This window comes from Streptomyces sp. NPDC019937 (assembly GCF_040631655.1).
GTDB lineage: Bacteria > Actinomycetota > Actinomycetes > Streptomycetales > Streptomycetaceae > Streptomyces.
On record NZ_JBEYAL010000045.1, the window covers coordinates 60,511 to 73,578 of the forward strand.

The 13,068-nt window shown below is 70.8% G+C and carries 15 protein-coding genes, 1 tRNA gene and 1 pseudogene; 9 read left to right on the forward strand and 8 right to left on the reverse strand.

The window, feature by feature from the left end; translation table 11 throughout:
- Positions 1-355: 355 nt before the first annotated feature.
- The gene (locus tag ABZ562_RS34185; RefSeq protein ID WP_361487340.1) at positions 356-493 is read left to right on the forward strand and encodes a hypothetical protein; all 138 of its coding nucleotides are present in this window, start codon (positions 356-358) and stop codon (positions 491-493) included.
- Here the strand turns inward: ABZ562_RS34185 and ABZ562_RS34190 are convergent.
- Entirely contained in the window at positions 480-911 is a 432-nt protein-coding gene (locus ABZ562_RS34190; RefSeq protein ID WP_361487341.1) for a winged helix-turn-helix domain-containing protein, read from the reverse strand. The two genes, ABZ562_RS34185 and ABZ562_RS34190, sit on opposite strands and share 14 nt — an antisense overlap.
- 145 nt (positions 912-1,056) lie before the next feature.
- On the opposite strand from ABZ562_RS34190, the gene ABZ562_RS34195 reads away from it, so the two are divergent.
- The 7 genes and pseudogenes from ABZ562_RS34195 to ABZ562_RS34225 all read left to right on the forward strand — a co-directional run bounded on the left by ABZ562_RS34195 (position 1,057) and on the right by ABZ562_RS34225 (position 6,785).
- Positions 1,057-1,404, forward strand: a complete 348-nt coding sequence (locus ABZ562_RS34195) for a hypothetical protein (protein ID WP_361487343.1) — start codon at positions 1,057-1,059, stop codon at positions 1,402-1,404.
- The gene (locus ABZ562_RS34200) at positions 1,401-1,595 is read left to right on the forward strand and encodes a hypothetical protein (RefSeq protein ID WP_361487346.1); all 195 of its coding nucleotides are present in this window, start codon (positions 1,401-1,403) and stop codon (positions 1,593-1,595) included. Before ABZ562_RS34195 ends, ABZ562_RS34200 begins: the two co-directional genes overlap by 4 nt.
- A 2-nt stretch (positions 1,596-1,597) precedes the next feature.
- A pseudogene (locus ABZ562_RS34205) lies at positions 1,598-2,983 on the forward strand (cell division protein FtsK).
- Between the two features lie 48 nt (positions 2,984-3,031).
- Positions 3,032-3,694, forward strand: a complete 663-nt coding sequence (locus ABZ562_RS34210) for a DUF2637 domain-containing protein (RefSeq protein ID WP_361487347.1) — start codon at positions 3,032-3,034, stop codon at positions 3,692-3,694.
- 161 nt (positions 3,695-3,855) lie between these two features.
- Positions 3,856-5,295, forward strand: a complete 1,440-nt coding sequence (locus ABZ562_RS34215) for a replication initiator (RefSeq protein WP_361487348.1) — start codon at positions 3,856-3,858, stop codon at positions 5,293-5,295.
- A 60-nt stretch (positions 5,296-5,355) separates the two neighbouring features.
- Positions 5,356-5,565: a helix-turn-helix domain-containing protein gene (locus ABZ562_RS34220; protein ID WP_361487350.1), complete on the forward strand. Its 210-nt coding sequence runs from the start codon at positions 5,356-5,358 to the stop codon at positions 5,563-5,565.
- On the forward strand, positions 5,553-6,785 hold the full coding sequence (locus tag ABZ562_RS34225) for a tyrosine-type recombinase/integrase (protein ID WP_361487352.1): 1,233 nt from the start codon (positions 5,553-5,555) through the stop codon (positions 6,783-6,785). Before ABZ562_RS34220 ends, ABZ562_RS34225 begins: the two co-directional genes overlap by 13 nt.
- A gap of 73 nt (positions 6,786-6,858) precedes the next feature.
- Here ABZ562_RS34225 and ABZ562_RS34230 read toward each other — a convergent pair.
- From ABZ562_RS34230 to galU, 7 genes are all read right to left on the reverse strand, one after another.
- Positions 6,859-6,932, reverse strand: a tRNA-Ala gene (locus ABZ562_RS34230).
- Positions 6,933-7,007: 75 nt separating this feature from the next.
- Positions 7,008-8,186 (reverse strand): gephyrin-like molybdotransferase receptor GlpR, encoded by a 1,179-nt coding sequence (glpR, locus tag ABZ562_RS34235; RefSeq protein ID WP_361487354.1) that lies wholly within the window; start codon positions 8,184-8,186, stop codon positions 7,008-7,010.
- Positions 8,187-8,328: 142 nt separating this feature from the next.
- A complete protein-coding gene (locus ABZ562_RS34240) occupies positions 8,329-8,952 on the reverse strand; it encodes a GNAT family protein (RefSeq protein ID WP_361487375.1) in 624 nt (207 codons plus the stop codon).
- Positions 8,949-9,503: a MogA/MoaB family molybdenum cofactor biosynthesis protein gene (locus ABZ562_RS34245; RefSeq protein WP_361487356.1), complete on the reverse strand. Its 555-nt coding sequence runs from the start codon at positions 9,501-9,503 to the stop codon at positions 8,949-8,951. Before ABZ562_RS34245 ends, ABZ562_RS34240 begins: the two co-directional genes overlap by 4 nt.
- Positions 9,500-9,982 carry a cyclic pyranopterin monophosphate synthase MoaC gene (gene moaC, locus ABZ562_RS34250; protein ID WP_361487359.1) on the reverse strand — a complete coding sequence of 161 codons (483 nt, stop codon included), beginning with the start codon at positions 9,980-9,982 and terminating at the stop codon, positions 9,500-9,502. The genes ABZ562_RS34245 and moaC overlap by 4 nt, the downstream gene beginning before the upstream one ends.
- Positions 9,983-10,043: 61 nt before the next feature.
- Positions 10,044-11,378, reverse strand: coding sequence for a gephyrin-like molybdotransferase Glp (glp, locus tag ABZ562_RS34255; RefSeq protein ID WP_361487361.1), 1,335 nt, complete (start codon positions 11,376-11,378; stop codon positions 10,044-10,046).
- 4 nt (positions 11,379-11,382) lie between these two features.
- Positions 11,383-12,285 carry a UTP--glucose-1-phosphate uridylyltransferase GalU gene (galU, locus tag ABZ562_RS34260; RefSeq protein WP_361487364.1) on the reverse strand — a complete coding sequence of 301 codons (903 nt, stop codon included), beginning with the start codon at positions 12,283-12,285 and terminating at the stop codon, positions 11,383-11,385.
- Positions 12,286-12,367: 82 nt separating this feature from the next.
- On the opposite strand from galU, the gene ABZ562_RS34265 reads away from it, so the two are divergent.
- The gene (locus ABZ562_RS34265) at positions 12,368-12,958 is read left to right on the forward strand and encodes a 5-formyltetrahydrofolate cyclo-ligase (protein ID WP_361487367.1); all 591 of its coding nucleotides are present in this window, start codon (positions 12,368-12,370) and stop codon (positions 12,956-12,958) included.
- The last annotated feature ends 110 nt before the right edge of the window (positions 12,959-13,068 follow it).

The following is a 13,068-nucleotide window of genomic DNA, read 5'->3' on the forward strand; positions in this document are numbered from 1 at the left end:
CCGCCTCGCGTAGCCGCCCTTCGGAAGCAGGCCGGTTGGGCGCGTGGTCCTGGTCGTGCCGCTGCCTCTGCATGTCCGCTGCGATCGGCGGGACGTACGGGGTCGGCTGTTCCCGGTGCTGACTGTGTCTGGTGGGTCGCTGAGTCGGGGTGGCGCGCTGAGTGGTCCGGGGGCGCCGCTGAGCGGGGCGGCAGACAGGAGCGGGCGGCGGCCACGGGCCGCCAGCGCGCGCGGCCCGCGCCAGCGGGCCGCCTTGATCCAGTAAAGAAACTCTGAACAGCTCGGGCAAGGAAGGCCAGGAAGGATCGCAATGCGGGGTGCGCGCAGCCAACGCGCAGCAGACAAGGGGGAACTGGTGCTGACCGAGCAGGAGCGGGCACTGCTGGCGGAGATCGCGGCGATGGCTGAGCGTCTGCGCGGGGAGCTGGAAGACGTACGCGCCGAGGTGGCTCAGATCAAGGAAGGGCCGTCTACTGGGCCTACCGCGACTTGAGTTCGGCGACTTCCTGCTTGAGGTTCTGGACCTCCGCGTTCAGGGTGCGGAGCTGTTCCCGGACCTCTAGGAGTGCTTCGGTGAGGGTCCCGGCGGCTTCCGCGCTGGCCGGGGCCGCCTCCGTCTCGGATGCCGCTCGGGGGCTCTCGATGCGCTTGGGCTCGATCAGTTCGCCTTCGGGTCCGATCACGTCGGCGACGTAGCTGCCGCGCCCCTGCACGGTGTAGATCAAGCCCTCTTCACGGAGCACGCGCAGAGCGCTGCGGGCGGTCATGTTGGCGATGCCAAACCGCTCTTGCAGCTCACGGTGCGACGGGAGCTGTTCCCCCGGCTTGATCTTGCCCACCTTGATGTCGCTCCGGATGGCCTCGGCTGCCTGCTGGTACGGCGGGCGGGCGTCGTGCGTCGGCGGCGTCATGGCCCCAGGGTAGCCGTGTTAGCCCACCTAACACACCCAAACCCTTGAAGTCAGATACCTAGCTCACTTGACCTAGCTAGCGTAGCCATCTCATAGTTGGTGGCCCGGCCGCACAAGCGGCTGGCAACGAAAGGGAGCAAAAGGCATGGCTATGACCCGTATCCGCGTGGGGCTGCTGCCCTCGACGATGTTCATCGCTGGCACCGCCCCGGTGCCGAAGATCAAGGACCCGGAGTCCGGCGCTCTCGCCACAGACCGCGACACCGGCGAGTTCCTGCACACCCTGACCGTCTTCCTCATGGAAGAGGGCCGCGCCGAGCAGATGAAGATCACGGTCCCGGAGAGCGGTCTGGCGGACGGTCTCCAGCCGGGCACCCCGGTGCGGGTGACGGACCTGTTCGCCACCCCGTGGGCACGCGTCTTCAACGGCCAGCTGTCCGAGGGCGTGGCCTACCGGGCGGCGAAGCTGGAGCTTGCGGCGGTGGCCCAGTGAGGAGCGCTAACGAACGGTCCTACCCGGTCGCGCCGGAGAGCGGGGACCACGATTCGCGGTTCACCAACGGCCTGGCACTGGACGTGGCCGAGGTGATCGAGGCGCACGGCTACCCGACGTTCACCTCCGGCCGTGACCTGCTGGAACTGCGCATATCCCTCTACCGATTCCTCTACAAGGACGCACTGTGACCATTCAGGAACTCATTGGGTCTGCCCCGGCTCTGGCCGGGGCGGCCCTGGCCCCGGTCCTCGTATGGGCCCTGTGGTGGCTGGTGCGCTACATCCGCGCCGACACCATGACGCGGGCCAGCATCCGGCAGGCCATACGCGTCCGCCGGGGATGGCGTCGGCTGGCTCCGATGGCCGGGCTGTCGGTGACCGACAAGACCCCTCCGGCTGTGATCGTGGCACCGGACGGAAAGGTACCCAAGCCCAAGATCCTCATCTCCAAGATCAAGGTGGCGGCCGACCGGTACGGGGTGCTGGTGCGGGCGGTGTGTCTGCCCAAGGTCAGTCTGGCGGAGTTCCAACGGGCGGCCCCGTACCTGGCGGATGCCTGACGGTGCGCTCGGGTCTCGGTGCTGCCGGACACCCCGGGGCAGCTCGTGATCCGTGGTGTGCGGGTTGATCCGCTGGTCGTGCCGACCGAGCACACCCCTACTGGTGAGGTGCCGGAGGAACTGGCGGTGTGGCGCCTGGGGTTGGATGAGTACGCGCAGCCGGTGAGTGTGAGCCTGTCGGACGTGCCCGGGGTCACGGTGGCCGGGCTGCCCGGCTTCGGCAAGACCTCCCTGGTGAACCGGTTCCTGTGCGATACGGCGCCGTCGGCGGCGATTCAGTACGCGGTGGCCGACGGCAAGGTGACCTCATCCCATGAGGGCGACTACGCCGACCTGGCGCAGCGGGCGTTCGCCTTCGTCGGCGATGACCTCACGGAGGCGAACACACTGTTCAAGCGGCTGGTGAAGCTGCGGCGGGACCGCTCGGCGTCCATCCGTGCCCTGCTGGGCGTGAAGAACATGTGGCATGTCGGACCCTCGGCCGCCTGGCCGTTGACCGTGCTCATCGTGGATGAGGCACACACCTACTTCCGTGACTACAAGGGCGCGGACCCGCAGACCAAGAAACTCGCCGCGCTCGCCGCTGAGAATGCCCGGCTGGTTGAGGACCTGGTGAAGAAAGGCCGGAGCGTCGGCATCCTGGTGATCATCGCGACCCAGAAGGCGACTGGGGATGCCATCCCCACCTTCATCCGCGACGTGTGCCCGGTCGGCCTGTCCTTCGCGCAGAAGACCGCTGAAGCGGCCGTGGTCGCCCTGGGGGAGGACATTCGCAACTGGCCGGACGCCAACCCAACCGCCCTCCAAGACCCGGCCTACGTCGGCGTGGCCTCCATGGCCCACCAGGGCCGACCCGGCTTCGCCCGCATCCGCACCCCCTACGTCGCCGACGACGACGCGGCTCGCATCGCCACCGACACCGCCCACCTGACGCGCGACCCCGCCGAACTCCTCGAAGAACTGTCCGCCCCCGTCCTGTGGACCGAGACCCCGATCCCAAAGTGGGAAGCGGCCTGACTCGCCCCCGCTCGATCATCCCGACACCCGGAAGGAGGTGAATCCCCCATGTCTGAGGACCGGATCACTCAGCGCACCGTGACCGTGGTCATGGGCATCATCGCGGGCCTGGCCTTCGTCTTCTCCTTCGGCAACGTCTGGGCCCTGGCCCTGCGCCTTGGCGTCCCCCGCCCGATCGCGCCGCTGATCGCTCCGATGGTGGACCTGTCCGTGGTCGGCCTCCTGGTGGCCCTGCGCTACCTGTCCCTGCGCGGTGTCCCCGCCGAGCAGATCAAGGCCGCGACCCGGCTGATGCACCTGTCCGGGCTGCTGACCCTGGCCCTCAACATCGCCGAACCCATCGTCGCCGGACACTACGGGCGTGCGGCCGTGGACGCGGTAGCTCCGCTCCTCCTGCTGGGCTGGGGAGCAGTTGGTCCGCAGCTCCTGCGCCACTTCCACGCCGTGGCTCACACCGCCCCGGCTGAGACCGCCCCGGCTCCCGAGCCTGAGCCCGTTCCGACCCCCGAACCAGTAGCGACCCCAGTCACACCCAAGCCGGACACGTCTCCGGCGGTCACCGTGCCCGCGCCGCTGCTGAAAGCGGCCCGCACCATCGCCGACACTCACAAGGCCGAACACGGCGAGCCCATCACTGCGGCCCAGCTCCGAGCCCGCCTCGGCGTCGCGCTGCCCCTGGCCACCGCAGCACACGCCCAGCTCTCCGCCTGATCCCCCCGCCGGCCGTTCCGGCAATCCGACCTTCCCTGCCCTCCCGGGCTTGGTCCGTCACGCCCCGAGCAGCACCCGCACCCCTGGCCTGGTGCTGCTCGGGGCCCTCTCCCCCGAAAGGACGCGTCACCCCGTGAAAGCCCCCCCTGGACCTGCGCCACGTGGCGAGCCTGGCCCTGCGGGACCTCATCCACCTCGCCCACCACCCCAACTTCGACCGCATCCACGACCAGATCAACCGAATCCGCGGCTGCACCCGACCCGTGCAACTCAGCGGCTCCACCGAAACCCGCGACGCGGCGACGGACACCGTCCTCCGCTCGTACAGCACCGCCGACGAACCCACCGGACGCCTGCTCACCGCCTGCGGCAACCGCCGCTCCTCCCGCTGCCCGTCCTGCTCACGCCTGTACGCCGCCGACACCTACCACCTGATCCGGGCCGGACTCTCCGGCGGCAAGAACGTGCCGGAGACCGTCCGCACCCACCCGCGCCTCTTCGTCACCCTCACCGCTCCCTCGTTCGGGCCGGTCCACAACCGCATCACCACCGACGCGGGCCAGAACCTGGCCTGCCGCTGCGGCGAACGCCACGGGCCTGATGACCCGGCGTTGGGCACGCCGCTGTCCCCTGCCACCTACGACTACGCCGGAGCCGTGCTGTGGAACGCCCACGCCGGAGCCCTGTGGGCCCGCTTCACCACCTACCTGCGCCGCGAACTAGCCGCACACCTCGGCATCACCCAGAAGGCGCTGAAAGCAGCCGTGCGCGTCTCCTTCGCCAAGGTCGCCGAGTACCAGCAGCGCGGCCAAGTCCACTTCCACGCCGTGGTCCGCCTCGACGGCCCCGAAGGCAGCAACCAGCCTCCACCCGACTGGGCCACCCCGGACGCCCTCACCCACGCGATCAAGAAAGCGCGTAAACGGGCCGTGCTCACCGTGGCCTCCGACGCCATCGGCGAACGCGAACTCAAGTGGGGCTCCGAGCTGGACATCCGCAAGATCGCGGCTCTGGGCGACGGCGAGTTGACCGATCAGAAGGTCGCGGCCTACGTCGCCAAGTATGCGACGAAGAGTGCCGAGGACTCCGGCACCGTGGATCGCTCCCTGCGCTGTACCCACTGCACCGGACGCGGGTACCAGCGTGGTCCGGACGGGTTCCGGGACCTGTGCGATCAGTGCGACGGCACCGGGCAGTCCGAGCCGATCGCGGACCTGCGCGTGCACCGCCACGTCCGCCAGATGATCCGCACCGCATGGGCCCTTGGCCACCTGACGGAATTCGCGGACCTCAAGCTCTGGAAGTGGGCTCACATGCTCGGCTTCCGGGGCCACTTCTCCAGCAAATCCCGCCGCTACTCCACCACCCTCGGCGCACTGCGCGACGTCCGCCGCACCTGGCGCGCCGAGCAAGCCCGCGCCGCCGCCGACGACCGGCCCGAGCTGGACGACGAGACCACCCTCGTCGTCTCCCACTGGCAATACCTGGCCTCCGGATACAGCCCCGGCGAAGAACTCCTCGCCGCCCAGGTACGCCACGACCTCACCCAAGCACGAGACCAAGCCCAACGGCGCAAGACAGAAGGAGACTCCTGGCTGTGACCGTCCCCAGGGTCATGACCACCCATCCCCCTCCCCCGGCACGAAAGGAAAACGCACCGGATGACCACGACCGCGATACCGCGCAAGTGGCACACCACGGCCGAGGTCGCCGACATGCCCGGCTTCGGCCTGTCCAAGACCAAGATGCTCGTCCTGACCGGTGAGATCCGCTCGATCAAGATCGGCCGTAACCGCCGCATCCTCCCGGCCTGGGTGGACGAGTACGTCAACCGTTGCGTCCAGGACGAGACCGAGAGGTGGTCCGCATGAGCGGCAAGCGCGGAAACGGCGAGGGGTCCATCTACCCCTACAAGAACGGCTTCGCCGCGTACGCCTGGGTCACCACCCCGGACGGCAGGAAGAAGCGCAAGTACGTCTACGGCAAGACGCGAACGGACGTCCACGACAAGTGGATCAAGCTCCACACGGAAGCGAAGAAGGGGCCGGTCGCCACCAGCGTGCCGACGCTTGAGCAGTACCTCACGTACTGGCTACGGGAGGTCGTAGAGCCTGATCTGAAGCCCAAGACGGCCGAGACCTACGCGATGCACGTCCGGCTCTACATCGCGCCCGGCCTCGGCCAGAAGCGCATCGACAAGCTCACGGTGCGCGACGTTCGGACATGGGTCAACGATCTGCTCGAACAGTGCCAGTGCTGCGCCCAGGGCAAGGATGCCCAGCGCGAGGAGCCTCGTTGCTGCGCGGTCGGCCGGTGCTGCGATCAGGTCCCGTCCCGCCGTACGGTCCAGGACGCCCGTGCCGTCCTGCGGTCGGCGCTCACCAACGCCATGACGGAAGAGCTGATTTCGAAGAACGTCGCGGGCCTGGTCAAGGTGCGATCCGCCCGGAAGGTCAAGCGTGACCCCTGGTCCGTGGAGGAGGCCCGGAAGTTCCTCGAAGCGGCCAGCGCCGCCCGTGATCCGCTCTACGCGGCATGGGTGCTGGTCCTCGTCCTCGGGTTCCGGCGCGGTGAAGTGCTCGGCCTCACCTGGCAGAGCGTCAACCTGGACGCCGGGGAGGTCACGGTGCAGCTTCAGCTTCAACGCATCCGTCGGCGTCTGGTGCATGACGAGACCAAGACCGAAGCCTCAACGGCCACCCTGCCGCTTCCCGATATCTGTATCGCCGCTCTCCAGGTGCGCAGGAAGGAGCAGGAAGCGGCCAAGCAAACGGCCGGAGAGCTGTGGACGGAGTCGGACTTCGTGCTCACCACCCGCTACGGGACCCCGATCGAGCCGCGCAACTTCAACCGCTCGTTCGCCGACCGGTCCTCCAAAGCGGGCATCCGCCGGATCCGGCTGCATGACACACGTCACACCTGTGGGTCGCTGCTCGCCGCGCTCGACGTGCACCCGCGCATCGCGATGCAGATCCTCCGGCACAGCAAGATCGCGGTGACCATGGAGATCTACACGCACGTCCCGTCCGAGGCGACCCGTAAGGCGCTGCGGAGGCTCGGCAAGCACCTCGGTAAGCAAGATCGGAAGTAGCTGCTGTACTTCGCTGCTGTACGGCGCCAAAAAGCCCCCGCCAGGTTTCCCCGGCGGGGGTTTCGAGCTGCGGTGGACCTGAGGGGATTTGAACCCCTGACCCCCTCGATGCGAACGAGGTGCGCTACCAGTCTGCGCCACAGGCCCTTGCAACGAGTGAAACTCTAGCATCCCCTGCGGGGTGCTTGGAAATCCGTTCCCCGCTGGTCAATGGAGTGGATGTCACTCGTTGGCGGCGCGGGGCCGGTCCTCGTCCGCGTACTGGTCGAAGAGGGGGGTGCGGCCGCGCTCCCGGGAGGTGCGGGACGGGGCCGCGGAGCCGTGGCCGGCACCGGGCTCGGCGGGCGGCGCCGGGTCCTGGGCCGGGACGGGGTCGACGGTGCTGGAGCGGGCGGAGCTCCAGGCGTCGGGGGCGGCCAGGTCGACGCTGCCGGTCGCACGGGGGGCGACGGGGGCCGTGACGTACGTCGGCAGCGGGACCGGCACCGGCTCCCAGCCCTCCCCGGCGGCCGGGCCGCGCTCACGCTCGCGCTCCTGGTCCACCCACTCCGCGTGATCGGTCTGTTCGACCAAGGCGCGGCGCCCGGCCGCGTGCGCGGACGCGGCCGGAGCGGCGGGCTCGGCCTCGGCGGGGGCGGGCGGGTCGGCGGGGCCGTCGTCGGCGGCGGGGCCGTCGGCGGGCGGATGGCTGCGCGGGCGGCGCTCCCGCAGCCGCTGCGCGGCCTGCTCGGCACGGCGCTGGTCCATGGTGAAGGTGAAGCGGCGGCGCTCCTGGGCGCGCAGATAGGCAATGTACGCGCTGAGCAGTATGGCCGGGAGGGCCGGGGCCCACAGGAAGGCGAGTCCGCCGACCGCCGCGACGACCGCGCCGAGGGTGAAGGCGACGAAGAGGATCACGGTGGTGCGACGACGGCGCGCAAGCACCCGCGCGCGCCGCCCGCGGTCCAGCGCGCTGCCCCCGGTCGGGGCGGCCGGGGCCGCGGCCACCTCGTCCGCCGGCGGCGCGTCCGGACCCGTGGGAGCGGGCGCGAGCAAGGTCACGGGTTCGGCGAAGGCCCGGACGTCGATCGCGTCGGTGACGGCTTCCGGGTCGGCCGAGTAGCGCTCCGGAGCCGCGGAGCACTCGGGGTCGGCGGAGCGACCCCCGGCGTCGGGGGCTTCCGCGTCCTGCGCGGTGCGTACCGCCAGGTCATCCGGGGTCCCCGGGCGCTCTCGGTCCTCTAGCCCCTTGGCGTAACGGCGCTCCATGCCCGCCCGTCCGGACAGCAGCCGGATGGCGGTGCTGAAGCGTTCCGTCGGACGGGCCTCATTGAGCTCGTCCTGCCTACGGAGCCACATCGGCACCAAATAGGCGGCCCAGGCCCCGACGATGACTGCGTAGATGAGGCCACTGCTGCTCACGCTCACACGGTAGAGGGGTCCGCATGAGGCCATCTGCCAATTGGCGCGGTGTGTCGCACGATCTGGCTGATATCTCGAAAGTTTTTTGTGATTGTTGGGATGACCAGGCTGGGAATGTGCCCAATGTAATCGAACAGATTTTTTATTTCTGTGATGCCCCTGGTCGGGTCCGGTGCCACCGGGCGAGCAGTCCCTCGGACAGCTCCTCCACGGTGAGCGCGAAGACCAGATGGTCGCGCCACGCGCCGTCGATGTGCAGATAGCGCGGCCGCAGCCCCTCCTCACGGAATCCGAGTTTCTCCACCACCCGGCGGCTCGGCAGGTTCTCCGGCCGGATACAGATCTCGATGCGGTGCAGCCCGACGACGCGGAAGCAGTGGTCGGCCGCGAGCGCGACCGCGGTCGGCATGACGCCGCGGCCGGCCACCGCCTGATCGACCCAGTAGCCGATATGGCCCGAGCACATCGATCCCCAGGTGATCCCGGCGACCGTCAACTGACCGGCCAGCCGCCCCTGGTACTCGATGACGAACGGCAGCATCCGCCCGGCGTGTGCCTCGGCGCGCAGATGGCGCACCATCTGCCGGTAGGTGGGCCGCTGGGTGAGGGGGCCGCCGGGCGCGGCTGGCGGGATGGTCGCCTCCCAGGGCCGCAGCCATTCCCGGTTCCGCTGGTTGACCTCGCGCCAGACGCGCTGGTCGCGCAGCTTTATGGGGCGCAGGATCGTGTCACCGTCCGCCAGCACGACCGGCCAGGGCGCGTTCAGCTCGCGCTCCCTGCGGGACCGGTGGCATCGGCGGGCCGGGGGTGGTCGCCGCCGTGGATCTGGTCGACAGCGTGCACCAGGAGCCGCCCGAGCACCGCGAGACCGTCGCGGACGCCTCCGGTCGAGCCGGGCAGGTTGATGATCAGGGTCGTTCCGGCGACCCCGGCCAGCCCCCGGGAGAGCGCCGCGGTGGGCACCTTGGCGAGCCCTTCGGCGCGGATGGCCTCCGCGATGCCGGGGATCTCGTAGTCCAGCACCCGGCGGGTGGCCTCGGGGGTGCGGTCCATCGGGGTGAGGCCGGTGCCGCCGGTGGACACCACGACGTCGTACGCGGCGGCCACCGCGTCCCGCAGCGCGCTCTCCACCGGGTCGCCGTCGGGCACCACGCGCGGGCCGTCGACCGCGAAGCCGAGCGCGGTCAGCCCCTCGGCGATCAGCGGGCCGCCCTTGTCCGGGTAGACCCCGGCGGCGGCGCGGTTGGAGGCCGTGACGACCAGGGCGCGGTACCGCGACGCCTCATCAGGGGCGCCCGGGGCGGTGGAGGAGGTCATTCCCGGCTCCAGTCGCCGGACTTCCCGCCCGTCTTCTCCTCCACCCGTACGTCGGTGATGACCGCGCCCTTGTCGACGGCCTTGACCATGTCGATCACCGTCAGGGCCGCGACCGAGACCGCCGTCAGGGCCTCCATCTCGACTCCCGTGCGGTCGGTGGTCTTCACGGTGGCGGTGATCTCGACCGCGTCGTCGGCGACCGCGAGGTCGACCTTCACGCCCGACACGGCGAGCGGATGGCACAGCGGGATCAGGTCCGGGGTGCGTTTGGCGCCCATGATGCCCGCGATCCGGGCGGTCGCGAGGGCGTCGCCCTTGGGGACGCCCTCGCCGCGGAGCAGTTCGACGACGCGCGGCGCGACGAGCACACGGCCGCTCGCGCGGGCGGTGCGCGCGGTGACGTCCTTGGCCGAGACGTCGACCATGCGCGCCGCGCCCGCCGGGTCGATATGGGTGAGATGGTCCTGGGCGCTGCTCATCGTTCTCCCGGTCGGGCCAGGTGGCTCTGTGCGACGACACCGTACCCGCCGTAGGCCCCGGCTAGGCGAGAAGGACGACGTCCACCTCGGCCCCCGGCGCGACCTCGGCCACCTCCTCGGGGATCACGATCAGCGCGTTGGCCCGGGCGAGGGCCTTGATCAGATGCGATCCGGAGCCGCCCACCGGGGCGACCGTGCCCGCCTCGCCCGCCGCCGCCGGCTCGTACCAGCCCCGCAGGAACTGGCGCCGCCCCTCCGGCGAGGACGCGATCCCGTCCGGGCAGACCGCCCGCACGGTGGTGCGGTGGACCGGGCCCGCGACGCCCAGCATGGTGCGGATCACCGGCCGGACGAACAGCTCGAAGGAGACGTAGGAGCTGACCGGGTTGCCGGGGAGGGCGAGCAGCGGGGCCCGGTCGGGGCCGATGCGCCCGAAGCCCTGGGGCTTGCCGGGCTGCATGGCCAGGGTCCGGAACTCGACCTCGTGCATGGCCTCCTTGACCACGTCGTACGCGCCGACGCTGACGCCGCCGCTGGTGACGACGATGTCGGCGCGGCTGAGCTGGTCCTCGACGGTGGCGCGCAGCGTCTCGGCGTCGTCGGCGACCGCGCCCACCCGGTAGGCGATCGCCCCGGCCTCCTGGGCGGCGGCGGTGAGCTGGTAGCTGTTGGAGTCGTAGATGCGGCCGGGGCCCGTCTGCTCGCCGGGCTGGACCAGCTCGCTGCCGGTGGACAGGACCACGACGCGGGGCCGTGGCCGGACCCTGACCGTGGCGCGGCCGATCGCGGCCAGCAGCCCGATCTGCGTCGCCCCGAGGACCGTACCGGCGCTCAGCGCCAGCTCCCCCGCCCCCGCGTCGCTGCCCCGGGTGCGCACGTGCTGCCCGTCCCGGACCGGCCGGAAGACCCGCACCAGGCCGCTGCCGCCGCGCGGATCCGCACTTTGGGCGGGCATGCCGCTGACCGGCCCGTCGTCCAGGCCGCCGTCGGTCCACTCGACCGGGACGACGGCCTGGCCGCCGGGCGGCAGCGGGGCGCCGGTCATGATGCGGGCGGCCTCGCCCGGTCCGACGGCGGGCAGCTCGCCGCTGCCCGCCGCGATGTCCCCGACGACCGTCAGCACCGCGGGATGCTCCCCCGTCGCCGCCCCGACATCGGCCGTGCGGACCGCGTAGCCGTCCATCGCGCTGTTGTCGAAGGGCGGGAGGGCTGCGGGCACGGTGACGTCCTCGACCAGGACGCAGCCCAGGGCGTCCAGCAGCTGCAGCTCGATGGGGTCCAGCGGGTGGATGTGCCCGAGGATGTCGTCGAGGTGCTCGGCGACCGACCAGACCCGGTGACGGTCCCGGCCCTCGCCCGTGCCCTGATCGGCGGCCCGTGCCGCGGTGCTGCTCAAAGTGCTACATCTCCTCGGTGACGTAACTGCGAAGCCATTCCCGGAAGTCCGGGCCCAGGTCCTCACGTTCGCACGCGAGTCTGACAATGGCACGCAGATAGTCGCCACGGTCGCCTGTGTCGTACCGCCGGCCCTTGAAGACGACGCCGTGCACCGGGCCTCCGAGGTCCGGGTCGGCGGCGAGCGCCTGGAGCGCGTCGGTCAACTGGATCTCGCCGCCGCGGCCGGGCTCGGTTCGGCGCAGCACGTCGAAGACGGCCGGATCCAGCACATAGCGGCCGATGACCGCGTAGGAGCTGGGCGCGTCGGCCCGGTCGGGCTTCTCGACCAGTCCGGTGACCTGGACGACGCCCTCGTCCAGGGTGGGCTTCACGGCGGCGCAGCCATAGAGGTGGATCTGCGCGGGATCCACCTCCATCAGGGCGATGACGCTGCCGCCGTGCTGCTCCTGTACCTCGACCATGCGGGCCAGAAGCGGGTCGCGGGCATCGATGAGGTCGTCGCCGAGGAGGACGGCAAAGGGCTGGTCACCTACGTGCGGGGCGGCGCACAGCACGGCGTGGCCGAGGCCCCTGGGGTCGCCCTGCCGGACGTAGTGCATGGTCGCCAGGTCGCTGGACTCCTGGACGCGGGCGAGGCGGGTCTCGTCGCCCTTGCGGGTCAGAGCCTCTTCGAGCTCGTAGTTGCGGTCGAAGTGGTCTTCCAGGGGCCGCTTGTTGCGACCGGTGATCATAAGAACGTCGGACAGGCCGGCGGTGACGGCTTCCTCGACGACGTACTGGATCGCCGGCTTGTCGACGACCGGCAGCATCTCCTTCGGGGTGGCCTTGGTGGCCGGGAGGAAGCGGGTTCCGAGGCCCGCGGCAGGGATGACAGCCTTGCTGATCCGAGTACGCGATTGAGTCATGCCCCGAACCTTATCCGGTGCCTTTCGGGCGATTGATGAGGATACGGTGAATATGACATGAGACAGGAAGTATGTGCACTCGATGAGCACCGCTGACGTTAGTAAGCCCGCGTTGCGGAGACGCCTCCTGACGATGAGGTCCGGGTTGACGGCGGATGACATCGAGGCATCCTCGGCCTCACTGGCGTGTCGCGCGCTGGAGCTGCCCGAGCTGGCCCGGGCGGGCACCGTGGCGGCCTATGTCTCGGTAGGGAGCGAGCCCGGTACGCGCGCGCTGCGGGACGCGCTGCGCGCGCGGGGCGTACGGGTGCTGCTTCCCGTCCTGCTGCCGGACAACGACCTCGACTGGGCCGCGGACGAGGGCCCGGACGGGTTGGTGCGCGCCGGGCGGGGCCTGCTGGAGCCCGGCGGGCCGCGGCTGGGCCCGGAGGCGGTCACCCGGGTGGACGCGGTCCTGCTGCCCGGGCTCGCGGTGGACCGGCGCGGTATGCGGCTGGGGCGCGGCGGCGGTTCGTACGACCGGGTGCTGGCCCGGCTGGCCCGGGCCGGGGCCGACCCGGCGCTGGTGGTGCTGCTGTACGAGGGCGAGTTGCTGGACGCGGTCCCGGAGGAAGCCCACGACCGGCCGGTGCACGCGGCGGTGACGCCCTCGGGGGCGCACCGCTTCACCTGACACCCGCCCCGCGAACCTTCCGGCCCCGCCGGAAGCGCCCGAAGGCGCCTCCGGCGGGGCCGGAAGGTTCGCGGGCGGCCAACCCAGGCCCGGGGGGGGACTGGCCCCCC